This is a genomic window from Burkholderiales bacterium (genome assembly GCA_035560005.1).
Taxonomy (GTDB): Bacteria; Pseudomonadota; Gammaproteobacteria; order Burkholderiales; family Eutrophovitaceae; genus DASRFY01.
Map to the genome: position 1 here is coordinate 1 of DATMAN010000002.1, position 25,218 is coordinate 25,218.

At 63.7% G+C, this 25,218-nt stretch carries 17 protein-coding genes and 1 pseudogene; 15 read left to right on the plus strand and 3 right to left on the minus strand.

What is annotated here, in order from left to right; translation table 11 throughout:
* Positions 1 to 23: 23 nt before the first annotated feature.
* Positions 24 to 632: a c-type cytochrome gene (locus VNM24_00025; protein ID HWQ36986.1), complete on the minus strand. Its 609-nt coding sequence runs from the start codon at positions 630 to 632 to the stop codon at positions 24 to 26.
* A 79-nt stretch (positions 633 to 711) separates the two neighbouring features.
* Between VNM24_00025 and yihA the strand changes: the two genes are divergently transcribed.
* Positions 712 to 1,350 (plus strand): ribosome biogenesis GTP-binding protein YihA/YsxC, encoded by a 639-nt coding sequence (gene yihA, locus VNM24_00030; protein ID HWQ36987.1) that lies wholly within the window; start codon positions 712 to 714, stop codon positions 1,348 to 1,350.
* Between the two features lie 168 nt (positions 1,351 to 1,518).
* A complete protein-coding gene (gene hemB, locus VNM24_00035) occupies positions 1,519 to 2,520 on the plus strand; it encodes a porphobilinogen synthase (GenBank protein ID HWQ36988.1) in 1,002 nt (333 codons plus the stop codon).
* On the opposite strand, the gene VNM24_00040 is transcribed toward hemB, so the two are convergent.
* Positions 2,517 to 3,134: a UDP-N-acetylmuramate--alanine ligase gene (locus VNM24_00040; GenBank protein ID HWQ36989.1), complete on the minus strand. Its 618-nt coding sequence runs from the start codon at positions 3,132 to 3,134 to the stop codon at positions 2,517 to 2,519. The two genes, hemB and VNM24_00040, sit on opposite strands and share 4 nt — an antisense overlap.
* A gap of 6 nt (positions 3,135 to 3,140) precedes the next feature.
* Positions 3,141 to 5,465 (minus strand): penicillin-binding protein 1A, encoded by a 2,325-nt coding sequence (locus tag VNM24_00045; GenBank protein ID HWQ36990.1) that lies wholly within the window; start codon positions 5,463 to 5,465, stop codon positions 3,141 to 3,143.
* 152 nt (positions 5,466 to 5,617) lie between these two features.
* Between VNM24_00045 and VNM24_00050 the strand changes: the two genes are divergently transcribed.
* The 13 genes and pseudogenes from VNM24_00050 to argS all read left to right on the plus strand — a co-directional run bounded on the left by VNM24_00050 (position 5,618) and on the right by argS (position 25,209).
* A complete protein-coding gene (locus VNM24_00050; GenBank protein HWQ36991.1) occupies positions 5,618 to 6,724 on the plus strand; it encodes a pilus assembly protein PilM in 1,107 nt (368 codons plus the stop codon).
* Positions 6,721 to 7,338, plus strand: a complete 618-nt coding sequence (locus VNM24_00055) for a PilN domain-containing protein (GenBank protein HWQ36992.1) — start codon at positions 6,721 to 6,723, stop codon at positions 7,336 to 7,338. Before VNM24_00050 ends, VNM24_00055 begins: the two co-directional genes overlap by 4 nt.
* A gap of 5 nt (positions 7,339 to 7,343) precedes the next feature.
* Positions 7,344 to 7,970: a type 4a pilus biogenesis protein PilO gene (locus tag VNM24_00060; protein ID HWQ36993.1), complete on the plus strand. Its 627-nt coding sequence runs from the start codon at positions 7,344 to 7,346 to the stop codon at positions 7,968 to 7,970.
* A 15-nt stretch (positions 7,971 to 7,985) separates the two neighbouring features.
* Complete coding sequence (locus tag VNM24_00065; protein HWQ36994.1) at positions 7,986 to 8,504, plus strand: pilus assembly protein PilP; 519 nt, start codon at positions 7,986 to 7,988, stop codon at positions 8,502 to 8,504.
* Positions 8,505 to 8,515: 11 nt separating this feature from the next.
* Complete coding sequence (locus VNM24_00070; protein ID HWQ36995.1) at positions 8,516 to 10,621, plus strand: type IV pilus secretin PilQ; 2,106 nt, start codon at positions 8,516 to 8,518, stop codon at positions 10,619 to 10,621.
* 67 nt (positions 10,622 to 10,688) lie between these two features.
* On the plus strand, positions 10,689 to 11,258 hold the full coding sequence (locus VNM24_00075; GenBank protein HWQ36996.1) for a shikimate kinase: 570 nt from the start codon (positions 10,689 to 10,691) through the stop codon (positions 11,256 to 11,258).
* Positions 11,251 to 12,357: a 3-dehydroquinate synthase gene (gene aroB, locus VNM24_00080; GenBank protein ID HWQ36997.1), complete on the plus strand. Its 1,107-nt coding sequence runs from the start codon at positions 11,251 to 11,253 to the stop codon at positions 12,355 to 12,357. Before VNM24_00075 ends, aroB begins: the two co-directional genes overlap by 8 nt.
* Positions 12,353 to 13,471: pseudogene (locus tag VNM24_00085) on the plus strand (deoxyguanosinetriphosphate triphosphohydrolase). The gene aroB and the pseudogene VNM24_00085 overlap by 5 nt, the downstream one beginning before the upstream one ends.
* Positions 13,472 to 13,586: 115 nt before the next feature.
* The gene (gene gltB / locus VNM24_00090) at positions 13,587 to 18,254 is read left to right on the plus strand and encodes a glutamate synthase large subunit (protein ID HWQ36998.1); all 4,668 of its coding nucleotides are present in this window, start codon (positions 13,587 to 13,589) and stop codon (positions 18,252 to 18,254) included.
* A complete protein-coding gene (locus tag VNM24_00095) occupies positions 18,255 to 19,733 on the plus strand; it encodes a glutamate synthase subunit beta (GenBank protein ID HWQ36999.1) in 1,479 nt (492 codons plus the stop codon).
* A gap of 71 nt (positions 19,734 to 19,804) precedes the next feature.
* Positions 19,805 to 20,872, plus strand: coding sequence for a uroporphyrinogen decarboxylase (gene hemE, locus VNM24_00100; protein HWQ37000.1), 1,068 nt, complete (start codon positions 19,805 to 19,807; stop codon positions 20,870 to 20,872).
* Between the two features lie 315 nt (positions 20,873 to 21,187).
* On the plus strand, positions 21,188 to 23,377 hold the full coding sequence (locus VNM24_00105) for a primosomal protein N' (GenBank protein HWQ37001.1): 2,190 nt from the start codon (positions 21,188 to 21,190) through the stop codon (positions 23,375 to 23,377).
* Between the two features lie 92 nt (positions 23,378 to 23,469).
* Entirely contained in the window at positions 23,470 to 25,209 is a 1,740-nt protein-coding gene (argS, locus tag VNM24_00110; GenBank protein HWQ37002.1) for an arginine--tRNA ligase, read from the plus strand.
* Positions 25,210 to 25,218: the final 9 nt, after the last annotated feature.

Below are 25,218 nucleotides of genomic sequence, written 5' to 3' on the forward strand. Positions count from 1 at the left end.
GCCTCGCGCCGGCAAGCCTTGGTTCAGCGCAGCCCCGCCAGATAGTCGGCGAGCGCGGAAATTTCCTGGTCACTGAGCCGCGAGGCGATGCTGCGCATCATCTGGTTTTCGTCGTTGGCGCGTTCCCCCGCTCGAAACGCACGCAACTGGTTGGCGGTGTACTCGGCGTGCTGCCCGGCGATGCGCGGGTACTGCACCGGGATGCCCGCGCCGTTCGGCGAGTGACATCCGGCACAGGCCGCTATCCCCTTGTCAGCGTTTCCGCCGCGGAACAGCTTGCGACCCAGCGCCACTAGGTGGGCATCCTGGGCTGCGAGGCCGCGCGGCCTCTGAGCCGCATAATGCGCGGCGACGTTGCGTAGGTCTTCGTCGGACAAGGCCGTCACCATGCCCATCATGATCGGGTTGCTGCGTACGCCCGACTTGAACTCGCGCAACTGCTTGTACAGGTATTCGGGGTGCTGACCCGCCAGATTGGGATTGGCGGGAAGCGGGCTGTTGCCATCGCTGCCATGACAGACTGCGCATACCTGGTTTGCGACTGCCTGGCCTCTGGCAGCATCGCCGATGGGCGCGGATGCCGCGTCGACCGGGACGAGGGCAAGGACCAAAACAAGCGCGCGAAGCGACATTGGGGGAAACTCCTGCAGCCGTGCCTTCCGGCTCAAAAAAACCGCCGCGATTCTAACCCAAGTAAACCCGCTCACAGCGATGTTCGAGAACGCACGCTTCCTGGCTTCGAGCAACACGGTATCCAGACTCCCACTTGCGATTCGGGCAGAGGTGGCATTCGTCGGCCGGTCCAACAGCGGCAAGTCCAGCGCGATCAACGCGCTCACCGGCCGCAAGGCCCTCGCCAGGGTCAGCCGCACGCCCGGCCGCACCCGACAAATCAATCTCTTCGAAATCGAGCCGGGCATGGCACTGGCGGATCTACCGGGATACGGCTATGCCCGTGCACCGGCTCACCTGAGAAATGGGTGGCACTCGATGGTTACCGAATACCTGCACGGCCGACCACAGTTGATCGGCCTTGTCCTCGTCATGGACGCCCGGCATCCCCTTACGCCATTGGATCGTCAGTTGCTGGAGTGGCTGCAACCGGCCGGCAAGCCAGTTCACGCACTGCTGACCAAGTCCGATCGGCTGTCCCAGGCGGAGGCAGCGCGCGTCCTGAACTCTCTCGGGCCCAAGCTGGCAGCCTTTGATCTCCCGATATCCGCGCAGCTTTTTTCCAGCCGGACCCGGCTTGGGGTCGAAGAAGCCCGGCAGCGGATCCGGGATTGGCTGGCCTCGGGGACGGGGCAAGCGCCAGGCATCCGTACAATGCAAAGAAAAACCCCCGGTTAAAGGGGATCAAACCGGGGGTTAAAGCCTCAATTGGATTAAGGCACCCGCTCAGGGAGGAGAAGCGGGAGACATTACTGTCTGCTTACTAAGAGGGCTTTGGGCCGGGAAAGTTCCGCATTGCTTGCGGTGCCTTCTGCGGGCTCGGCATGGCCAGTAAAAGGATCAGGAATGCAAGTACTTGGACATTATCCGCAGCGCCGCATGCGGCGCCTTCGCAGGGACGATTTCTCGCGCCGCTTGGTAAGAGAGCACGTGCTCACTCCAAACGACCTCATTTATCCGGTTTTCGTGATTGAAGGCGCGTCTAGGACGGAGCCTGTCCCCTCTATGCCGGACGTGGAGCGCGTCACGCTGGATTGCCTGTTCCCGGTTGCCGAGAAATGCCTGACGCTCGGAATCCCGGCGCTCGCGCTATTTCCCGTCATCGATAATCGCTTGAAGACGCCGGACGGCAAGGAAGCCTATAACCCGTCGGGGCTGGTTCCGCGGGCCGTTCGAGAGATCAAGAAGCGCTTTCCCGCGCTGGGCGTGGTCACCGACATCGCTCTGGACCCCTACACCACCCATGGACAGGACGGGCTGATCGACGAGGGCGGTTATGTGCTGAACGACGAGACGATCGAAGTGCTCGTCAAGCAAGCCCTGTGTTACGGAGAGGCCGGCGTGGACATCGTGGCGCCCTCCGACATGATGGACGGGCGCATCGGCGCGCTGCGGCGGGCACTGGACCAGAACGCGCTGCAGAAAGTCCGGATCCTGGCCTACTCGGCCAAATACGCCTCGGCCTTCTACGGGCCGTTTCGCGACGCAGTCGGCTCGGCCGCTAATCTGGGCCAAGGCGACAAGTTCACCTATCAGATGGACCCGGCGAACTCAGACGAAGCGCTATGGGAAGTCGCGCTCGACCTCGAAGAAGGGGCGGACATCGTGATGATCAAGCCCGGGCTTCCCTATCTGGACATCGTACGCCGGGTCAAGGAGGAATTCCGCGCGCCGACTTTCGTGTACCAGGTCAGCGGAGAGTACACGATGTTGAAGGCAGCAGGACGCAACGGCTGGATCGACGAGCGCAAATGCGTCCTTGAGGCGCTGCTCGCCTTCAAGCGCGCGGGCGCCGATGCGATCCTAACCTATTTCGCCCTGGATGCGGCCACCTGGCTTCGCGGCTAGCCCGAGGCCGGCGCGTCGCGCAGCACTGATTCCAGCCAGTCGATGCGCGCGCGCTCGAACGGCCTGCCTTCCGCCGTGCTGCGCAGAGCCACACGCTGATCGTGCGAGGAGAAAACCGTGATCTCGAAATCCGCGTCCGCCTGGCTGACCTCGAAACTCGGCACACTGCGCTGCTGGTCTCCCACGTAGAGCCGCCGTTCGCGTGCCCGATAGGCGATGCCGCGATTGAGCAGGAACAGCTCCACCTCCTTGATGCTGTCTGTGAACAGGTGGATGTCGATGTCCGAGTATTTGCCCGCGCTGCCATTCAGTACCGACCCGGAGAGGAAGGGGTTGAAGGCAGCGAGCAGCCGCATCATTTCCAGGGCACGGTGTCGCAAGTGCCGCAGGTGTGCGCCCTGTTCGTCCGCCTGATAGAGTTGCTGGTAGGTCCGCAGCGCCTTTTCCACTTCCTCGTTGGTCGGCAAATGACGCGTCTCCGGGGCGCCGGCCTGGCGGGCGGCTTTGCGTTTCGCCAGGGCGTAGTCGTCGACCCCGTCCACCGCCATTAGCCGAGCGGCAAGATGCGCGATGCGCTCGCGCATGAGGCGGCTGTTCGAGTTCTCCTTCGCCATGGGCGCTTAATAGAGCTGGTCGCTGATCTCTTCAGCCGGTCTGCCTTCCGCTTCTGGCGTGCCCGGATCGCTCTCCTGCTCGGGCGGAACGTTCTCGTGATAGAAGTACTCGATCATCGGATGCGCGGCATTCCGGTCGCGCAGCCCGGTCTCAGGGTTGATTGCAGCGGCGACGACCCCCTCGGGTGCAACCGGGAGCTCCTCGGGTTTGCCCTTGAGCACGGCGCGCATGTACTCGATCCAGATGGGAAGGGCTGCTACCGCACCGGTTTCGCGATCGCCCAGAGACCTCGGGATGTCGTAGCCCATCCATACCACGGCGACCAGATGGCGCTGGAAGCCCGCGAACCAGGCGTCCATCTGATCGTTGGTGGTTCCCGTCTTGCCCGCCAGATCGACCCGTCCGAGGGCCATGGCGCGCGCCCCGGTGCCTCCCCGGATCACGTCCTGCATCATGTTAGTCATCAGAAAGGCGTTGCGCGGGTCCACCACCCTCTCCGCACCCTTGCCAGCCAGCACCGGATTGGCCTTTCCCAGCACGTTGCCCTGAGCGTCCTCGATGCGCTCGATGAAATACGGCACCACGCGGTAGCCGCCATTGGCGAATACCGCGTAACCCATGGCCAGTTCTAGCGGGGTCACCGAACCCGCGCCGAGTGCCATCGTAAGATAAGGCGGATGCTGACGCGGATCGAAACCAAAACGGGCGATGTAGTCCTGCGCGTAGTGCGGCGTGATCGCCTGCAGGATGCGAATCGATACCAGATTCTTCGATTTGGTCAGGGCCGTGCGCATCCGGATCGGGCCATCGTACTCGCCGTCGAAATTCTTGGGCTCCCACGCTACCGACCCGGTCTCGCTGGCGTCGATGGTGATCGGTGCGTCGTTAATGATGGTCGCCGGAGTGAATCCCTTCTCCAGCGCGGCGGAATAGATGAACGGCTTAAAACTCGACCCGGGCTGGCGACGCGCCTGGGTGGCGTGGTTGAACTTGTTGCGGCTGAAATCGAAGCCGCCGACTAGCGCACGCACCGCGCCGCTGTCGGCGTCGAGCGCCACCAAAGCGACCTCGACCTTCGGCAGCTGGACGATGGCCCACGCACCGGCGGCATCGTTCTGCACGCGGATCAACGCGCCGCGCTTGATCCGGGTCTTGGTCGGGGCGCGATCGCCGATGTACTTGGCTGCGAACTTCAGCCCCTCGCCGGTGATCTTGACCGTTTCGCCGCCCTTGCGGTACGCGGTTACCGCTCGCGGCGAAGCCTCGAGGACGATCGCCGGATAAATGTCTTCGCTCTCCAGCTCCTCGGACAGCGCGTCTTCCAGCTGCTCTTCACTGACCTCCTTGGGCAAGTCGAAATAGCCTTCTACGCCGCGATATCCCTGGCGCTTGTCGTACTCCAGAGCACCGGCCCGAGCGGCCCGATAGGCGGCATCCTGATGCGCCTTCGACAGAGTGGTGAACACGCGGAAGCCGCGAGAGTAGGCTTCCTCCCTGTAGGCGTCGTAGATGGCCTGGCGGACCATCTCGGCGAAATACTCGGCCTTGGTGGCAAACTGCTGGGCCTGGGCGGCCAGCACGATGGGCTCGGACTCGGCCTGCTTGAATTCGGCTGTGTCGATATAGCCCAGCTCCTGCATTCGACGCAAGACATACAGCTGCCGCTGCTTTGCGCGGCTCATGTTGACGAAGGGGTTGTAACGAGAGGGCGCTTTCGGAAGACCCGCGAGAATGGCGATCTCGCCCAGGCTCAGCTTGTCGACCGGCTTGCCGAAGTACACCTGCGAGGCGGCGCCGAATCCATAAGCCCTCTGTCCAAGGTAGATTTGATTGATGTAGACCTCGAGGATCTGATCCTTGCTGAGGTTTCGCTCGATCTTGAACGCCAGGAGCGCTTCATTGAATTTCCGGGTCAGAGTCTTCTCGGTCGAAAGAAAGAAGTTACGGGCGACCTGCATCGTGATCGTGCTTGCACCCTGGCGTGCGCTCGCCGATGCGAAGTTGGCCAGCGCCGCGCGTATCACGCCGACATAGTCTACGCCGCGGTGTTGGTAGAAGCGCTCATCCTCGGCGGCAATCACGGCCTGGCGCAATTTCTCCGGTGTGTCGGCAATGCGAATAAACGCGCGCTTTTCATCGCCGAACTCGCCGATCAGCTCGTTTTCGATGCTGTAGATCTGCAGAGGAATTTTCGGCTGGTAGGCCGCCAGCGTTTCGACCGATGGCAGGCGCGGATACGCCACGGCTGCGGCATAGCCGGCCAGCAAACCGCCTGCAGCGAGGATTGCCCCCAAAACGCAGAGGGCGTAGAACCACCATCTGGAATACATCCGGCGCGGGAAGGGGAATAAGAGGAGAGTTACTGGCGCATTATAAATGGGTCGCCGCTGACGAGGAGGGCCTCTAGAGCTTTTTGCTTTACTTGCAATAGTCTTGCTGCTAGCATTTAATGTAGTTTGTTCATATTGCGCCTAACCGGCCAATGCTCAAAGGAAAATTTGAGTTCGATACAGACTTCCTTGGTGCGCTCCTGAAGCCCAAGGCCCCGCCGCTGATCGGGGTGGATATCAGCTCCTCTTCGGTGAAGATGGTCGAGTTGGGTGGACCGGGTCACGGGCGCTACCGCCTGGAACGGTACACGATAGAGCCGCTCCCGAAGGACGCCGTGGTCGACGGTAACATCATGAACCTGGAGCAGGTCGGTGATGCTGTGCGCCGCGGCTGGAAGCGAATGGGCACTCGCATCAAAAACCTCGCCATGGCCTTGCCATCGGCAGCGGTGATCACGAAGAAGATCGTGGTCCCTGCTGGGCAGACCGAGGATCAGCTCGAAGCCCAGGTCGAAACGGAGGCGAATCAGTACATCCCCTTCGCGCTCGAGGAAGTCAATCTCGATTTCCAGATTTTGGGCCCGGCTCCCAATAGTCCCGAGGATATCGAAGTCCTGATCGCCGCTTCGCGCAAGGAGAAGGTCGAAGATCGGGTCGCAGTCGCCGAATCGGTTGGTCTAAAGGCAGTGGTGATGGATATCGACTCGTTCGCGGCCCAGAACGCGTTCGAACTGATCGCGAAGCAGCTGCCCGACGGTGGATTGGATCAGACCATCGCCCTGGTGGACGTGGGCGCGTCGATGATGAACGTCAACGTTCTGCGCAACAATCAGTCAGTGTACGTGCGCGAACAGCCCTTCGGCGGCAACCAGCTCACGCAGGACATCATGCGCCACTACAACTTGTCCGCAGAGGAAGCAGAAGCGGCGAAGCGCGGTGGCGGACTGCCTGACACTTTTGAAGGCGAAGTGCTCGCCCCGTTCATGGATACCCTGGCGCTGGAAGTCGTGCGGGCGCTGCAGTTCTTCTTCACCTCCACTCAGTTCAACCAGGTGCACCACATCTTCCTGTCCGGTGGTACCGCCAGCATTCCGGGCCTGGCCCAGGTGGTGAGCGAGCGCACCCAGATCAACACGGTTGTGGCCAATCCCTTCGTCGGCATGGAAATCGCCTCCAAGATTCGTCAGCCCCAGCTTGGCATAGACGCTCCGGCCCTGCTCGTTGCTTGCGGGCTGGCGCTGAGGAGGTTCGACGCGTGATTCCGATTAACCTACTTCCGCACCGGGCTGAGCGGCGCAAGGCGCAGCAGCGCCAGTTCGTCGTGCTGGTCAGCCTCGTGGCACTTCTCGGCGGCCTGGTCTGGTTCTCCGGACATCAGTTCTTCCAAGGCCGGATCGAGAACCAGGAGCGCCGCAATCAGTTCCTGGAGACCAGAATTGCCGAGCTCGACAAGCAGATCGACGAGATCAAGAAGCTGAAGGAACAGACACAGGCCTTGCTCGCCAGGAAACGGGTCGTCGAGTCATTACAGACGAACCGTACCGAAAGCGTCCGGTTGCTCGACCAGCTCGTGCGGCAGCTTCCGGAGGGGGTGTATCTGAAGTCGATCAAGCAGACCGGCGCGAGGGTAAACGTCATCGGCTACGCGACCTCGAACGCCCGGGTCTCGACGCTCATGCGCAATTTCGAGGCCTCGCCTTGGCTGGAAGCTCCGCAACTGGTCGAGATCAAGGCGTCCAAAGTCGGCGATCAGACGCTGAACGAGTTCAACCTGTTCGTCTCGATCAGCCGCCCGAAGGAGCAGACCACCCCCGCGCAGTCCCGTCCCGCGGCCGCGCCGGCCAATCCGGCGGCGGCTCAACCAAAGGCCTGACCCTCATGACGCTTGACGATATCCGCAGACTCAATCCGCGAGACATCGGTTCATGGCCGGTGCTGCCGAAGCTGACGGTGCTGTTTCTGTTCTTTGTTGTGATGGTTTTTGGCAGTTTCTGGTTCGACTGGCGCAACCAGCTGACCCTGCTGGACAGCCTCAGGCAGAAAGAACAGGAACTGCGTACCGTGTTCCTGGACAAGCAGAAGCAGGCCGTCAATCTGGAAGCATATCGCCAGCAGCTCGCCACGATCGAGGAAGAGTTCGGAGAGATGTTGAAACAGCTGCCAAACAAGTCCGAGATGGAAGCATTGCTGACGGACATCAACCAGGCGGGATTGGGGCGCGGACTGCAATTCCAGCTGTTCCGCCCAGCCCCGGCGGAGACGAAGTCGGAGTTCTATGCGGAGCTGCCCATTACGATCAAGCTCACCGGTACTTATCATGACATGGGGGCCTTCGCCAGCGACATTTCGCAGCTTCCTCGCATCGTGACGCTGAACGATATCTCGCTGTCGGCAGACAAGGATGGCTTGCTGACCATGGATGCGATTGCCCGCACGTATCGCTATCTGGATGAAGCCGAGGTGGCGGCACAGCGCAAGGCTGCGCGAGCGGGCCAACAAAGGTAAACGTCCGAGGGCGCGTTGAAGTACGCTGTCTATTTCGTCTTTGTCCTCTCCTGCGCGACGCTCTCCGGTTGCGGAAGCGGCGAGTTCGAGGACCTGGAGCGTTTTGTCGAGGAATCGAAACAGGGGCTGCGCGGGCGGGTGGAGCCGCTTCCCGAACTCAAGCAGTTCGAGCCGTTCGCCTACAACGCCTTCGAGCTGCCGGATCCGTTCAAACCGCGCAAGCTCGAGTCGGTTGAGCTGGTCGGCGGTGGACCCGTTCCGGACGTGAACCGGCGCAAGGAAGCACTGGAGGCGTTTCCGCTGGAGAGCCTGAAAATGGTCGGCACGATCGAAAGCCGGCAGGTTCGCTTTGCACTGATCATGACGCCGGACAACAATCTCTACAGGGTCAAAGTCGGCAACTACATGGGACAGAACTTCGGAGTCGTGACGGCTGTGAGCGAGACCGGCGTTACCTTGAGGGAGGTCATCCAGGATCCTGCGAGCGGCGGCTGGAGCGAGCGAACCAGCAGCTTGCAACTGCTGGAGCAGTGAGGAGCTAGATCATGCGAGATTTGCGCGAGTATCTCCGATGGATGGCCGCCGTTGCGGTCATCGTATGGCCGGGACTGGCCGTCGGGCAGAACGGGAATGTCCTGGAGGGGCTCGACGTGTCGACCCAGCCAGGCAAGGTGATTGTCAGGCTCGCGCTCAAACAGCCGCTGCCCAATCCACCCGCGGGCTTTACCCTGAACAATCCGCCGCGAATTGCCATCGACCTTCCGAGCACCAGCAACGGGCTCGGGCGCAACTCCCAGGACGTCAATCAGGGCGAGCTGAAGACTATCCGGCTCGGCCAAGCTGGCGGTCGCACGCGCGTAGTCTTCAACCTGTCCAGGGTGGTCGCCTACGACGCGCAACTGGAGGGTAACTCCGTCGTCGTGACGCTGCACAGCGCTGCCGACGCTGCCCAGGCCAAGACCGAAGAGCCCGTCCACTTCGCCCAGGCCAAGTCCGATGGCCCTGCACATGCGATTCGGGACGTCGATTTTCGCCGCGGCAGGAACGGCGAAGCGCAAGTCGTCATCGACCTGTCGGACAGCACCACCGGAATCGATCTGCGGCAACAGGGACGCAACATCATTGTGGATTTTCTTCAGACCGAGCTGCCGCCTGCGCTCGAGCGCCGCTACGACGTGACCGATTTCGGCACACCGGTGGACTTTTTCGATCTGCAGACTGCTGCGGGCAATGCGCGGCTCACCATCGCTCCGAAAGGTCGCTGGGAACAGGCGGCCTATCAGGCCGACAACCGCTTCATCATCGAGGTGAAGCCGGTGACCGAAGATGCGCGCGCGGCCGCCGCCAAAGGTCAATACACCGGCGAGAAGCTGTCATTGAACTTCCAGAACATCGAGGTGCGCGCGGTGCTGCAGGTGCTGGCCGACTTCACCGGGCTCAACATCATTACCAGTGACACCGTGACCGGCAATCTCACGCTGCGTCTGAAGGATGTGCCCTGGGATCAGGCGCTCGACATCATCCTGACGGCCAAGGGCCTGGACATGCGCAAGACGGGGAACGTGGTCTGGATCGCCCCGCGCGATGAGCTGGCCGCCAAGGAGAAGCTGGCGCTGGAGGCGCAGCAGCAGATATCGGACCTGGAGCCGGTACGCACCGAGAGCTTTCAGCTCAACTATCAGCGGGCCGAAGATCTGCAGAAGCTGATTACCGACCCGAACCAGAAGATTCTTTCCAAGCGCGGCAGCGCGGTCGTCGACGCGAGAACCAACACCATCTTCATTCAGGACATCGAGTCGAAGCTCGACGAGGTGAGGGCATTGATCAAGCAGATCGACGTGCCCGTGCGCCAGGTCATGATCGAAGCGCGGGTCGTGGAGGCGAGCGACACGTTCAGCAAGAACATCGGCGTGCGGCTGGGCGTGCATGACCAGACCGGAAGAGGAGGCAGAACGGGGATCGGCGATACTCGCCTGACAGGGGGCGGAAGCATCCGCGACACGGGCTTCCATTCCGGACAAAGTTCCTCCACGCCGGACTTCATCGCGGATGCGATGTCGGTGAACATGCCCGCGCCGGGCATTGGCGGGGTGAACCCGGGGCAGTTTTCGCTGATTCTGATGAATAGCGCCGCGAGCAAGTTTCTGAACATGGAGATCACGGCGTTGCAAGCCGACGGCGAAGGAAAGATCGTCTCGAGCCCCAGGGTCATCACGGCCGACAACGTCGAAGCCACCATCGAACAGGGCACGGAGATCCCGTACCAGCAGGCGACCAGCAGCGGCGCGACCAGCGTTTCCTTCCGCAAGGCGACATTGAGCCTGAAGGTAAAGCCGCAGATCACGCCGGACGACAACATCATCATGAAGCTCGACGTGCACAAGGACAGCGTCGGGCAGAACACCGCTGCGGGACCGTCGATCGACACCAAGCAGGTGGTCACCGAAGTGCTGGTCGAAAACGGTGGCACGGTGGGCATCGGCGGCATTTACACGCAGGAAGAGCAAAATACCGTGACGAAGGTGCCCGTGCTCGGAGATGTCCCGCTCCTCGGGCGGTTTTTCCGCCAGAACCTCAAGCGCAACGACAAGCGCGAGCTGCTGATCTTCGTCACGCCCAGGATCCTCACCGAGAAAGTCACCGTGCGCTGACCGGCGCAACTTCACCTCGACGGCCTGTTCCCTCCGAGGGCAGGCCGTTTTTCGTTAGAATCGGTCCATGCGACGTCGCGTTGAGCCGGCACAGAGAGCATCTGCCAGCGTGCCGGGCAATGTGTTTCTGGTCGGGATGATGGGCGCTGGAAAGACCTCGGTCGGCAAGCAGCTCGCCAAGCGCCTTGGCAAGGAATTCCACGACTCCGACCACCTGATCGAGGCACGCACCGGAGTGCGCATTCCGGTGATATTCGAGATCGAAGGTGAAAGTGGATTCCGGGCGCGGGAGCGGGCGGTCATCGAAGAGTTGACCGCCCTCCAGAACATCGTGCTCGCGACCGGGGGCGGAGCCGTACTGGACCCCCGCAATCGGGAGCTTCTGAAGTCAAGAGGAACGGTCGTCTACCTGCGGGCCGCGGCGAAGGACTTGATGAACAGGACCCGTCACGACAAGAATCGCCCGCTGTTGCAGACCGCGGATCCCAAGGCTCGCCTGACCGAGCTGCTCGAAGGGCGCGATCCGCTCTACCGGGAGGTGGCGCATATCGTGGTCGACACCGGCAGCCAAAGCCTGGGCGTTCTCCTTGGACGGCTGGAGCAATTGCTCGCGCAGCATGTCCGGACGCATGCCTGAGAACTCCCCGGTTCGTACCGTTCAGGTCGAACTCGGGGCGCGGTCCTATCCGATTCTGATCGGGGAGCACCTGCATCGCCGCGCGGAGTTGATCGTCCCTTATCTGAAGGACGGGCGCGCCGCCGTGGTCACCAACTCGACCGTGGCCAACCTCTACCTTGAGCAGTTTGCGGACATGCTCAAAACCTCTGGCATCGAAGTCGTGCCCATCGTTGTGCCGGACGGGGAAGAGCACAAGAACTGGCAGACGCTCAATCACATCTTCGACGTTCTGCTGCAGCATCGCTGCGAGCGCGATACGACCCTGATCGCGCTCGGCGGCGGCGTAGTCGGCGACCTCGCGGGCTTTGCCGCGGCGACCTATCTGCGCGGGGTTGCGTTGATCCACGCTCCCACCACCCTGCTTGCCCAGGTCGACTCCGCGGTGGGCGGCAAGACCGCCATCAACCACCCGCTGGGCAAGAACATGATCGGTGCATTCCATCAGCCCCGACTGGTGTTGAGCGATATCGCGACCCTCTCGACGCTTCCGGATCGCGAGCTTTCGGCGGGGTTGGCGGAGGTGATCAAGTACGGGCTGATCATGGATCGCGAATTTCTCGACTGGCTGGATCGGAACATCGAACAGCTCGTCGCGCGCGACAGCGCCGCCCTCCGCTACGCCGTGCAGCGCTCCTGCGAGAACAAGGCAAGAATCGTGGCCGCAGACGAGCGTGAGGGGGGTCAGCGGGCATTGCTCAATCTCGGCCACACCTTCGGACATGCCATCGAGACCGGGCTGGGTTACGGGCGTTGGCTGCATGGCGAAGCCGTCGCGGCCGGGACAATGCTGGCGGCGCGGCTTTCTCAGCGCATGGGGCATCTGACCGAAACCGAGGTTCGCAGAATCGAGTCACTGCTGCGCCGAGCGCGGCTGCCGGTCGACGCCCCAGCCCTGGGCCCCTCGAGATACATGGATCTCATGGGGCACGACAAGAAAGTGGCAAAAGGCAGGATCCGGCTGGTCTTGCTGCGCTCGCTCGGAGAGGCTTTCGTCACCGATGATTACCCGGCCGGCGCGTTGCGCGACGTGCTTGCTACCGCCTCCACGGATGTCTGAACTGGCGCCTTACGCAGCCGATCCCGCAAAGACGCGCGGACGCAGAATCCAGGAACCGCCGCCGACAGGTCGGACCGAATTTCAGCGCGATCGCGACCGTATCGTTCACTCCGCGGCGTTCCGCAGGCTCGAGTACAAGACCCAGGTCTTCGTCAATCACGAAGGCGACCTGTTCCGCACCCGCCTCACGCACAGCATCGAGGTTGCGCAGATAGCACGCTCGATCGCCCGCAATCTGAACCTCTGCGAAGACCTGGCCGAGGCCGTGTCGCTCGCTCACGACCTCGGGCACACCCCCTTTGGCCACAGCGGCCAGGAAGCGCTCAACGAATGCATGCGCGACTACGGCGGCTTCGAGCACAACCTGCAGTCGCTGCGGGTGGTCGACGTTCTCGAACAACGCTATGGTGCGTTCGACGGACTGAATCTGTGTTTCGAAACGCGGGAAGGAATCCTCAAGCACTGTTCCGTGAAGAACGCCGAGCAACTGGGCGAGATGGGCGAGCGGTTTCTGAAGAAGCTTCAGCCTTCGCTCGAGGCGCAAGTTGCCAACCTGGCGGACGAGATCGCCTACAACAACCACGACGTGGACGACGGCCTGCGCTCCGGGCTGATCGGCCTGGAGCAGCTGGAAGGCGTGCGCATCTTCGCGCGCCATCTCGGCGAAGTGCGGCGACTGTATCCGCACCTGCAAGATCGGCGCTTGGTTCACGAAACCGTGCGCCGCATGATCAACACGCTCGTTTCCGATCTCGCCGAGGAAAGCCGGCGGCTGGTGCGCGCGCACGCCCCCGCTTCCGTCGACGAGGTCAGGCTGGCGCCCCCGTTGATCGCCTTCAGCCCGGAGATTCAGGCGGAGCAGCAGGAGCTGAAGACCTTTCTGCGAAAGAGTCTTTACCAGCACTATCGCGTGCAGCGGATGGCTAGCAAGGCCAAGCGCATCGTCCGCGAACTGTTCAATGCCTTTCTGTCGGATCCCCGCTTGCTGCCCCCGGAGTTCCAGGCCCGGGCGCAAACCGACGCGCCGCGGGCCATCGCCGACTACGTGGCGGGCATGACCGACCGCTACGCCATCAAGGAGCACCGCAGGATCTTCGCCGTCGAAGAAGTCTGAGCGCTCGCAGGGCCGTTTATTGAAACGCTTCGGGCAGACGCGGTACCATTAAACGCTTCGCCCGCAAAAAACCGCCAGGTCCGGCCCCGCGCCGGACTTGCCGTCTCTGGCGGGCATGGATCTGCTTGATGACGAGGTCGCCGTGGCTCAAACCCTATCAGCGCCGCAGGGGCTCTATCACCCACGCAACGAACGCGATTCCTGCGGGGTCGGGTTCATCGCGCACATCAAGGGCGCGAAGAGCCACGATATCGTGGTCAAGGGGTTGCAGATTCTGGACAACCTGACCCATCGCGGGGCGACGGGCTACGACCCGCTGCTCGGAGACGGGGCCGGTATCCTGGTTCAGTTGCCCGATGGCTTTCTCCGACGGGAGTGCGCGCGGCTATCCATCGACCTGCCCGAGCCGGGTCACTATGCGGCGGGAATGGTCTTTCTGCCCCGCGATTCCGCGAGCCGGGCCGGTTGCGAGAGCCTGCTGGCCGGCATTGCCGAGCGCGAAGGTCAGCGGGTGCTCGGCTGGCGCGACGTACCGGTGGACAACCGCGGGATCAGCGAAGCGGCCAAGGCGGTGGAGCCGGTCGTGCGCCAGGTCTTTCTCGCGCGCGGAGCCGACTGCACGGACGTCGATGCGTTCGAGCGCAAGCTGTTCGTCATCCGCAAGCAGGTCGAGCACGCGGTCCGCGGCTCCGACCTGAAGGATGGCAAGCAGTTCTATCTGCCATCGCTGTCCGCGCGCACGATCGTCTACAAGGGAATGCTGCTAGCCCGCCAGGTCGGCGAGTATTACCTTGATCTGCGCGATCCGGATTTCGTCTCGGGACTGGCGCTGGTACACCAGCGCTTCTCGACCAACACCTTTCCCAGCTGGGAACTCGCGCACCCCTTCCGGATGATCGCCCACAACGGCGAGATCAACACGCTGCGCGGCAACCTCAACTGGATGCACGCGCGGCAGAAGTCGATCGCCTCGACGCGCTTTGGCCAGGATCTGCAAAAGGTCTGGCCTTTGATCGACGAAGGACAGTCCGATTCGGCGTGCTTCGACAACGCCCTGGAATTGCTGGTCCTGGGCGGCTACTCCCTCGCCCACGCCATGATGTTGCTGATCCCGGAGGCCTGGGCCGGCAACCCGCTTATGGACGAGAAGCGCCGCGCTTTCTACGAGTTCTACGCGCCCGTGATGGAGCCCTGGGACGGGCCTGCCGCCGTCGCGTTCACCGATGGTCGGCAGATCGGCGCCACGCTGGATCGCAACGGCCTGCGGCCAGCGCGCTACGTGGTGACGAGGGACGACCATGTGGTCATGGCTTCCGAGGTGGGCGTGCTGCCGATCGACGAAGCGAACATCGTGAAGAAGTGGCGTCTGCAGCCGGGCAAGATGCTGCTCATCGACCTCGAGCAAGGGCGCATCATCGACGATACCGAAATCAAGGATCGGCTGTCTTCGGCCGAAGACTATCGCGGGTACATCGCGGAGTCACGCATCCACCTGCAGCAGCTGCCGGCCATCGAAGGCGAGCGTCCGCGCAGCGCCGGCCTGCTGGACCTGCAGCAGGCGTTCGGCTACACGCAGGAGGACATCAAGTTCATCCTGAACCCGATGGCAGTCGCCTCCGAGGAGGCCGTGGGCTCGATGGGTACCGACACCCCGCTGGCCGTGCTGTCGAGCAAGAACAAGCCGTTCTACAACTATTTCAAACAGCTGTTCGCCCAGGTGACCAATCCCGCGATCGACCCGATTCGCGAGGAGCTGGTGATGTCGCTCGTATCCTTCATCGGTCCCAGACCCAATCTGCTGGGCATCGATGAGACGACGATCAATCCCCGCCTGGAGGTCACGCAACCGGTGCTGGAGCGCACGGACCTCGAGCGGTTGATCCAGATCGAGCAGTTGACCGGAGGCAAGTTCAGGTCGGTCGTGCTGGACATCACGTTCCCGGCACAGGAGGGTGCCGGCGCAATGCAGGCGGCGGTGGATGCGCTGTGCCGCAAGGCCCAGGAGGCGGTCGAACAAGGCCATAACATCCTGATCCTGTCCGACGCCACGGTGAACGCCGCACGTATCCCGATTCCGGCGCTTCTGGCAGTAAGCGGCGTGCACCATCATCTGGTGCGCGCCGGCTTGCGTACTGCAACCGGGCTGGTGGTCGATACTGGCTCCGCGCGCGAGGTCCACCACTTCGCCTTGCTGGCCGGCTATGGCGCCGAGGCGATTCATCCTTGGCTGGCGATGGATACGCTGATGGAGCTGGCACCGGGCCTGGGCATGAACCCCGGCGAGGCGATCAAACATTACATCAAGGCGATCGGCAAGGGGCTGTACAAGGTCATGTCGAAGATGGGCATCTCGACCTATCAGTCCTACTGCGGCGCGCAGATCTTCGAAGCGATCGGTCTGAATTCCGCATTCGTCGCCAGGTACTTCACTGGCACGGCGAGCAACATCGAAGGCGTGGGCATGGCGGAAATCGCCGAGGAGACGGTGCGCGTGCACCGCTGCGCCTTCAGCGACAAGGATCCGGTGCTGGCCAACGCGCTCGACGCGGGTGGCGAGTACGCATTTCGCACCCGCGGCGAAGAACACATGTGGACCCCGGAATCGATCGCCAAGCTGCAGCACGCAACGCGGGCGAACAGCTATGAGATCTACAAGGAGTACGCCAGGCTCATCAATGACCAGAGCAAGCGCCTGATGACGTTGCGCGGCCTGTTTGAGATCAAGTCCGCCGGACCCGCCATCCCGATCGACGAAGTGGAGCCCTGGACCGAGATCGTCAAGCGCTTTTCCACCGGCGCGATGTCGCTCGGTTCAATCTCGACCGAGGCGCACACGACACTTGCCATCGCGATGAACCGCATCGGCGGCAAATCGAACACCGGGGAGGGAGGCGAGGATCCGATCCGTTACCATCCGGTGACCCGGGATTCCAGCACGCGCATCGAGCTGGGCAACGTGGTGGTCAAGGACATCCCGTTGAAAAAGGGCGACTCGTTGCGCTCCCGGATCAAGCAGGTCGCTTCCGGGCGCTTTGGCGTCACCGCCGAGTACCTGGCGAGCGCGGATCAGATCCAGATCAAGATCGCGCAGGGTGCCAAGCCCGGCGAGGGCGGACAGCTGCCCGGCCACAAGGTGTCCGAATACATCGCCAAGCTGCGCTTTTCGGTGCCCGGCGTCGGACTGATTTCGCCGCCGCCGCACCACGACATCTACTCGATCGAAGACCTGGCGCAGTTGATCCACGATCTGAAGAACGTCAATCCGCGCGCGTCGATCAGTGTGAAACTCGTCTCCGAGACCGGCGTAGGGACGGTGGCGGCTGGAGTTTCCAAGGCGAAGTCCGACCACGTCACCATCGCCGGGCATGACGGCGGGACTGGCGCTTCGCCATGGTCCTCGATCAAGCACGCCGGCACGCCTTGGGAGCTGGGGCTTGCCGAGACGCAGCAAACCCTGGTGCTGAACCGCCTGCGCGGGCGTATCGCGGTCCAGGTGGACGGGCAGATGAAGACCGGCCGCGACGTGGTGATCGGCGCGCTGCTCGGCGCGGATGAGTTCGGCTTCGCGACCGCGCCTCTGGTCGTCACAGGCTGCATCATGATGCGCAAGTGTCACCTCAACACCTGCCCGGTCGGAGTGGCGACGCAGGATCCCGAGCTTCGCAAGAAGTTCTCCGGGAACCCGGAGCATGTCATCAACTATTTCTACTTCGTCGCCCAGGAGATCCGCGAGATCATGGCGCAGATGGGCGTGCGCCGTTTCGACGACATGATCGGCCGCTCGGATCTGCTCGACATGCGCAAGGGTATCGAGCACTGGAAGGCCAGAGGGCTCGACTTCACCAGGATTTTCTACCGTCCCGACATGCCCAAGGACGTAGCGCGTTACCACTGTGAAGCGCAGGATCACGGACTCGACAAGGCCCTGGATAACGCGCTCATCGCGCAGGCAGGTGCGGCGCTCGAGGGCAGGCAGTCGGTGTCCATGACCTTCCCGATCCGCAATATCAATCGGACGGTCGGCGCAATGCTCTCCGGCGAGGTGGCCAGACGCTTCGGACATGAGGGTCTGCCGGACGACACCATCCGCGTGCGCTTCACCGGTACAGCGGGACAGAGCTTCGGCGCCTTCCTCGCCAAAGGGATCACCTTTGAACTGGAAGGGGACGCCAACGACTACGTCGGCAAGGGGCTTTCCGGCGGCAAGATGGTGATCCGGCCCCCGCGGGCCTTCGGCGGTCGGCCCGAGGAGAACATCATCGTGGGCAACACCGTACTCTATGGCGCCATTGCCGGCGAGGTGTACTTCCGCGGCGTGGCCGGCGAGCGCTTCGCCGTTCGCAACTCGGGAGCCACTGCGGTCATCGAAGGCCTGGGGGACCACGGCTGCGAGTACATGACCGGCGGAACGGTGGTGTGTCTGGGAGAAACCGGCCGCAATTTCGCTGCGGGAATGAGCGGCGGGATCGCCTACGTCCTGGACGAGTCGGGCATGTTCGCGAAGCGCTGCAACCTGTCCATGGTGGCTCTGGAAACGGTGCTGCCGGAAAGCGAGCAGTCGCGCTCGGAGCCTCGCCATCTGGATAGCGCCGACGAGGTCATCCTGCGTGGGCTCGTCGAACGACACTACCGCTATACGGGCAGCACGGTGGCCAGACGCGTGCTGGACCACTGGAAGGCGATGTTGCCGATGTTCGTGAAGGTTTTCCCCCACGAGTACCGTCGCGCGCTGGGCGAGCTCGCCTCCAGGCGACAAAGGCAAAGAGCGCTGGAGGCCGCGTAGATGGGCAAGCCCACCGGCTTCATGGAGATCCGGCGCGTCGAGGAAACCTCGCTGCCGATTTCCGAGCGCGTAGGCAACTACAGGGAGTTCGTTCTGCGCCTGGCCGACGACGAGGCCGCACGGCAGGGCGCGCGTTGCATGGATTGCGGCATACCGTTCTGTCAGTCGGGCTGCCCGATCAACAACATCATCCCGGACTGGAACGACCTGGTATATCGGAACCAGTGGAAAGAGGCGCTCGACACCCTGCATTCCACCAACAACTTTCCGGAGTTCACCGGGCGCGTGTGTCCGGCGCCCTGTGAGGCGTCCTGCACGCTGAATATCAACAACGATCCGGTTACGATCAAGTCGATCGAGCACGCGATCATCGACAAGGGCTGGGAGCAAGGCTGGGTCGCGCCTCGGCCGCCGGAAAGCAAGAGCGGCAAGAAGGTCGCAATCGTCGGGTCCGGGCCGGCGGGGCTGGCCTGCGCGCAGCAGCTCGCGCGCGCCGGCCATGATGTGGTGGTGTTCGAGAAGAACGATCGCATCGGCGGGCTGTTGCGCTACGGCATCCCCGATTTCAAGATGGAGAAGCACCACATCGACCGCCGGCTGCAGCAGATGCGCGCCGAAGGGGTACAGTTCCGCCCGGGCGTTTGCATCGGACGCTTGCAGGCCATGCCCAAGGGAGTGAGCAACTTCGCCAAGGAGTTTTTGCCGGCGCGAGATCTGCTCACGCAGTTCGACGCCGTGGTATTGGCCGGAGGCGCCGAGAACCCGCGCGACCTGCCGATTCCGGGTCGCGAGCTCGCCGGGATCCATTTCGCCATGGAATTCCTGCCGCAGCAGAACAAGGTGATCGCGGGCGACGAAGTGCCCGGACAGATCAAGGCAACCGGCAAGCACGTCGTGGTCATCGGCGGTGGCGATACGGGTTCCGACTGCGTGGGCACATCCAATCGTCAGGGCGCACTCTCGGTCACGCAATTCGAGTTGCTGCCGCAGCCGCCGGAGGAGGAATACAAGCCGCTCACCTGGCCGAACTGGCCGATCAAGCTGCGTACGTCTTCCTCGCACGAAGAGGGCTGCAGCCGCGATTGGGCGGTCACGACCAAGCACTTCGAGGGCCGCAACGGCAAAGTCGAACGGCTGGTGGCCGCGCGCGTGCAATGGACCAAGGACCGCAGCGGCCAGATGAAGATGTCGGAGATCCCGGGCACCGAGTTCACGATGCGCGCGGACCTCGTGCTGCTGGCGATGGGTTTCCTGGGACCGGTGCCAGGCGGCTTGATCGAGGAGCTGGGGTTGGAAACAGACTCGCGAGGCAACGTCAAGGCTGATACCGAGTCCTACCGCACCTCGCATCCCAAGGTGTTCGCAGCGGGCGACATGCGCAGAGGTCAGTCGCTGGTGGTGTGGGCCATCCGCGAAGGCCGCCAGTGTGCGCGCGCGGTGGACGAGGCTTTGATGGGCTGCTCCGAACTTCCGCGATGAGGCGGAGGTTCGCACGCCGTGCCTTGCGGGCGAGCGCCCCCCGAGCCAGACGGGCGTGACCGGCTGATCCCGTGGGCAGACCTCGCAACGATACGCTGCTGCGCGCGTTGCTGCGCGAACCAACCCCCTACACGCCGGTCTGGATCATGCGCCAGGCCGGCAGATATCTCCCCGAGTACAACGTCACCCGCGCAAAGGCGGGCAGTTTTCTGGATTTGTGCCGCGATCCGGACCTGGCGACCGAAGTCACGCTCCAGCCTTTGGCGCGATTCGCTCTCGACGCCGCGATTCTGTTTTCCGACATCCTCACCATTCCCGACGCGATGGGATTGGGGCTGACGTTTGTCGAGGGCGAAGGACCGCGCTTCGAGCGCCCAGTGCGCGACGAGTGGGAGATCCGCAATCTGCGCTCGCCAGACCCCGAAACACATCTGCGCTATGTTCTGGACGCGGTCACGCAGATCCGCAAGGCGCTCGCCGACGAAGTGCCATTGATCGGCTTCGCCGGCAGCCCGTTTACGCTGGCCTGCTATATGATCGAAGGCCGCGGGGGCACCGATTTCCTCGAAGTCAAGCGCATGCTGTATGCCCGCCCGGACCTGATGCACGCGATCCTCGAGGTGAACGCGGCGGCCGTCGCCGCCTGTCTCAATGCCCAGATCGAATCGGGAGCCCAGGCCGTCATGCTGTTCGACACCTGGGGCGGCATTCTCTCGCAGGCCGCGTTTCACGAGTTCTCCCTGCGCTATATCGAGCAGGTGATGTCGCAGCTCAAACGCACCTGCAACGGCGCAATCGTGCCGCGCGTGGCTTTCACAAAAGGCGGCGGGCCGTGGCTGGAATCCCTGGCCGGCTGCGGTGCCGATGCGCTGGGAGTGGACTGGACCGTTTCGCTGGGCGAGGCGCGCAGGCGGGTGGGAGACCGGGTGGCACTGCAAGGCAATCTCGACCCGGCCGTACTGCTGACCTCACCGGAGATCACGGTCCGAGAAACGCGCGAGGTCCTCGCCAGCTACGGCAAGGGCGCGGGCCACGTGTTCAATCTGGGCCATGGCGTGTCCCAGCACACGCCGCCGGAGAATGTCGCCGCGCTCGTGGAGGCAGTGCATTCGATCAGCCGGGAATATCACCAGCCGTAGCCCCACTGCCTCCGAAGCCAGTATTTATGCACAATTGCGCGGCCCATCGCCCGGAGAGCCAGTATCGGCGCGGCCTTCCGGGAAGCCTTCAGAAGCCTCTGTATCCAGGGCTTTTTTTTTCCTCGCAGCCCGGAAGGCCAGGACTGGCGCGGCCTCGGCCAAAGTCAAGAATTCGCGGCAGACTTTTTTTCAACAGATTTATCCACAGGGCGAACCCAGCCCGAAAAGCGCCGCGCTCGAAGCGGCTTAGCAGCGTTTGCCCGCACTTTTCCACGAGATTTCCGGCGGCCTCGTGCTGAGGTGTCGGTCCGCGAGATGAGCGTCGTTCGCATCGCGCTCGACGTACCCCGGGACGATCTGTTCGACTACGAGTGCGGCGAGGCCGACGCGCCGGTTGGCGCGCTTGTGGTCGTGCCTTTCGGCAGCCGCCGGGCGGTGGGTGTGGTGACAGAGCACAGTGCCTACAGCCGGCTGCCGCGCGAGCACCTGCGCAGGATCGAGCGCGTCCTGCCGGTTGCACCCTTGCCGCCCGCAGTGCTGCGTTTGGCGCGGTTCTGCAGCGCTTACTACTGCGCGCCGCTCGGTCAGGTTCTCGCGGCCGCGATCCCCACGGCGTTGCGCCGTCCCGGCTACCGCCCTCGGCCAGCCGGATGGTGCTATAGCCTGACCGCGCTGGGCCGCACCATCGACCCCGAATCGCTGCCGCTGCGCTCGGTCGCGGCGCGCAAACTGCTCGAAGCCCTGCGAGGCGCCGGAGCAATGGACGATGGACGGGCGCGCGCGATCGCGCCGCGCGCCGAGGCGGTTCTGCGCCGCTGGACCAAGAACGGGTGGGTCGAAAGGCGGCCGCTGTCCACGATGGCTGCGGCCGGGCTCGACGACTCGATCATCGGGGGCGAGAGCCCGCGACTGACCGCTGATCAGGAACGCGCCGTGCGGGACGTGAGCGCTGCGTTCGGGCGCTATTCGGCGTGGTTGCTCCAGGGGATCACCGGCTCGGGCAAGACCGAGGTCTATCTGCAACTCGTCGCGGCCGCAGCCAGCCGCGGATTTCAGACTTTGCTGCTGGTGCCGGAGATCAATCTCACGCCCCAACTGGAGGCGCGATTCCGCCAGCGATTTCCGCGGATCGGCATGGTCAGCCTGCACAGCGGTCTGGCGCAAGGCGAGCGGCTGGCGCGCTGGGCCAGGGCGGCAAGTGGGGAAGCCATGCTCGTACTCGGCACGCGGCTGGCGGTATTCACTCCACTGCCGCGTCTGGGGCTGATCCTCGTCGACGAGGAGCACGACGCTTCGTACAAGCAACGGGAAGGCGTGCGCTACCACGCGCGCGACCTGGCGGTGTGGCTGGCGCACGACCGCGCAGTGCCTATCGTGCTGGGCTCCGCGACGCCATCCCTGGAATCGTGTTTCAACGCCCGCAAGGGCCGGTTCGGACTGCTCAGGCTGCGGGAACGACCCGCCGCGGCGCAACTGCCTCGCGTCCGGCTGCTCGAGATCCGCGCCGCCTCTTCACAAGAAGCGATGCCCGAGCCGGTCCTCGCGGCGCTCGCGGAGCGGCTCGGGCGCCGCGAGCAGAGCCTGGTTTTCATCAACCGGCGTGGCTATGCGCCAGTACTGCTGTGCAAGGCGTGCGGATGGGCTGCTCAGTGCCCGCGCTGCGCTGCGCGGCTGACGCTGCACCTGCGCGCGCGCGCACTGCGCTGCCACTACTGCGGTCATCGCGAGGCCATTGCGGCAGCGTGTCCAGACTGCGGCAATCAGGAGCTGCGCGCACTGGGACAGGGCACGCAGCGCCTGGAAGAGACGCTCGCCAGCCGCTTCCCCGAAGCGCGCGTGTTGCGCGTTGACAGCGACACCACGCGCAGAAGGCACAGCTTCGCCCGCATGCGCGAGCAGATTCACGACCAGTCGGTCGATCTCCTGGTCGGCACGCAGATGCTGGCCAAAGGGCACGACTTTCCCAAGCTCACGCTGGTCGTCGTGGTCGGTGCCGACCACTCGCTCTACAGCGCCGACTTCCGCGCCGCCGAGCGCCTTTTCCAGCAGCTCATGCAGGTGGCCGGACGCGCCGGCCGGGCGGAGTTGCCCGGTGAAGTGATCGTGCTCACGCGCTTCCCCGGGCATCCGCTCTACGAGGCGCTGGAGAAGCACGACTACGACGGGTTCGCCGATATCCTGCTCGCCGAGCGTCGGCGCAACGGCTTTCCGCCGTACGTGCACCAGGCTGTACTCAGAGCGGAAGCGGTGCGCGAACAGCCGGTGATGGCTTTTCTATCCCGCGCTGCGCGCGAAGCGGACGGCCTGGCCGAAGCGGTCACGGTCTACGATCCGGTGCCGGCGCCGATGCCACGACTGGCCGGGCACTATCGCGGCCAGTTGCTCGTACAGTCGCACAGCCGAGCGGCCCTTCAGCGCTTTCTTGGCGCCTGGCGCCAGCGCTTGCACGGCTCGCGCGCGAGCGCGGTGCGCTGGGCGCTCGACGTGGATCCGCTGGAGCTCTGACGCAGTCGGGGGGCGGAAGCCCACCGCGACCGATAGGCCCGGCCGGCTCACCGTGGCCGATATAATCGCGCTTTTTCCGCGCTCCTTTCGCGATGACGCCCCTCGTTGACCTGCGCGAACACCTCAGCCGGTTGCTTCGTGCCGCGCTGGAGGAGGTCGCGCCCCAGATGGGCGAAGTCGCAATCACGATCGAGCGACCGAAGGGGGCGCAGCGCGGCGACTACGCCTCCAACCTGGCGCTGCAGCTCGCGAAACCGCTGAGACGAGATCCGCGCGATATCGCTCAAGCGTTGGTTCGCGCGCTTCCCCAGTCGGCGTGGCTGGCGAAGGCCGAAGTGGCCGGCGCAGGATTCATCAATCTGCACCTGCGCCCTGCAGCCAAGCAGCTGCTGGTCAGGTTGATCCTGCAGGCGCAGGAGCGATTCGGCAGGAGTGAGCGGGGCGGCGGTCGCAAGGTTCAGGTGGAGTTCGTGTCGGCCAACCCGACCGGGCCTTTACACGTCGGCCATGGGCGCGGTGCCGCCTATGGGGCGAGCCTCGCCAACGTGCTGGAGGCGGCTGGCTACGCCGTGAGCCGGGAGTACTACGTCAACGACGCGGGCCGCCAGATGGACATTCTGGCGTTGTCCACCTGGCTGCGCTATCTGGAGCTCGCCGGCGCGCAGATCCCCTTCCCGCCGAATGCTTATCAGGGAGAATACGTGAGGGAGATGGCGCGCGCCATTTACCAGCAGCACGGCAAGCGCTACGTCCATCCGTTCGCGCCTGAGCTGGGCGATGCCCCTCTCGCGGAAGCCGACGCGGAGACGCATCTGGACGCACTGATCGCCGACGCAAAGCGCGTGCTCGGCCCCGACTACGCCTACATTCACGATTTCGCCCTGACGGAGCAGCTGGGGGATTGCCGCAACGACCTGCTCGAATTCGGCGTGACCTTCGATCACTGGTTTTCCGAAAAGTCGCTGTTCGATTCGGGCCTGGTCGAACACGCGATGCGCCTGCTGCAGGACAGGGGCCATCTCTACGAACAGGACGGAGCGACCTGGTTCAGATCCTCGGCGTTCGGCGACGAAAAGGACCGCGTGGTCCGGCGCGAAAACGGCCAGTACACCTATTTCGCATCCGATATCGCCTACCACCTCAACAAATTCGAGCGCGGTTTCGAGCGCGTCATCGACGTGTGGGGCGCCGACCATCACGGCTACGTTCCGCGGATCAAAGGCGCCTTGAAGGCGCTGGGGATCGACCCGGAGAAGCTGACAGTGGCGCTGGTACAGTTCGCCGTGCTCTACCGCAACGGCAAGAAAGTGTCGATGTCCACGCGCGCCGGCGAGTTCGTCACGCTGCGCGAACTGCGCAACGAGGTCGGCAACGATGCCGCGCGGTTCTTTTACGTGCTGCGCAGGAGCGACCAGCACCTGGATTTCGATCTCGATCTGGCGAAGTCGCAGAGCACCGACAACCCGGTCTACTACGTACAATATGCCCATGCGCGCTGCTCCAGTGTGCTGGCGCGCTGGGGTGGCGAACCGCACGAGCTCGTCAACGCGGATTGCACCGCGCTCGTTGATTCGCAGGAACTGGAGCTGCTGCAGAAGCTTGCCGAGTTCGCGGAAGCGGTCGAGTCGGCGGCAGCCGACCTGGCGCCCCATGTGATCGCCTTTTACTTGAGAGAGCTGGCTGCGCAGTTTCACAGCTACTACAACGCCACGCAGATCCTGGTCGACGACGAGCGCGTGAGATTGGCCCGCGTGGCACTGGTCGCCGCCGTGCGCCAGGTGCTGCGCAACGCGCTCGCCCTCCTGGGCGTGAGCGCGCCTGATAAGATGTAGACTGCTTGG

What these genes read in the sequence shown, in the direction of transcription:
- VNM24_00105 (HWQ37001.1), top strand. Translation starts at nt 21,188, where the DNA reads ATGAGCGTCGTTCGCATCGCGCTCGACGTACCCCGGGACGATCTGTTC.
- gltB (HWQ36998.1), top strand. Translation starts at nt 13,587, where the DNA reads ATGGATCTGCTTGATGACGAGGTCGCCGTGGCTCAAACCCTATCAGCG.
- aroB (HWQ36997.1), top strand. Translation starts at nt 11,251, where the DNA reads ATGCCTGAGAACTCCCCGGTTCGTACCGTTCAGGTCGAACTCGGGGCG.
- VNM24_00075 (HWQ36996.1), top strand. Translation starts at nt 10,689, where the DNA reads ATGCGACGTCGCGTTGAGCCGGCACAGAGAGCATCTGCCAGCGTGCCG.
- VNM24_00040 (HWQ36989.1), bottom strand. Translation starts at nt 3,134, where the DNA reads ATGGCGAAGGAGAACTCGAACAGCCGCCTCATGCGCGAGCGCATCGCG.
- VNM24_00025 (HWQ36986.1), bottom strand. Translation starts at nt 632, where the DNA reads ATGTCGCTTCGCGCGCTTGTTTTGGTCCTTGCCCTCGTCCCGGTCGAC.
- VNM24_00045 (HWQ36990.1), bottom strand. Translation starts at nt 5,465, where the DNA reads ATGTATTCCAGATGGTGGTTCTACGCCCTCTGCGTTTTGGGGGCAATC.
- VNM24_00095 (HWQ36999.1), top strand. Translation starts at nt 18,255, where the DNA reads ATGGGCAAGCCCACCGGCTTCATGGAGATCCGGCGCGTCGAGGAAACC.
- hemB (HWQ36988.1), top strand. Translation starts at nt 1,519, where the DNA reads ATGCAAGTACTTGGACATTATCCGCAGCGCCGCATGCGGCGCCTTCGC.
- yihA (HWQ36987.1), top strand. Translation starts at nt 712, where the DNA reads ATGTTCGAGAACGCACGCTTCCTGGCTTCGAGCAACACGGTATCCAGA.
- VNM24_00050 (HWQ36991.1), top strand. Translation starts at nt 5,618, where the DNA reads ATGCTCAAAGGAAAATTTGAGTTCGATACAGACTTCCTTGGTGCGCTC.
- VNM24_00060 (HWQ36993.1), top strand. Translation starts at nt 7,344, where the DNA reads ATGACGCTTGACGATATCCGCAGACTCAATCCGCGAGACATCGGTTCA.
- argS (HWQ37002.1), top strand. Translation starts at nt 23,470, where the DNA reads ATGACGCCCCTCGTTGACCTGCGCGAACACCTCAGCCGGTTGCTTCGT.
- VNM24_00070 (HWQ36995.1), top strand. Translation starts at nt 8,516, where the DNA reads ATGCGAGATTTGCGCGAGTATCTCCGATGGATGGCCGCCGTTGCGGTC.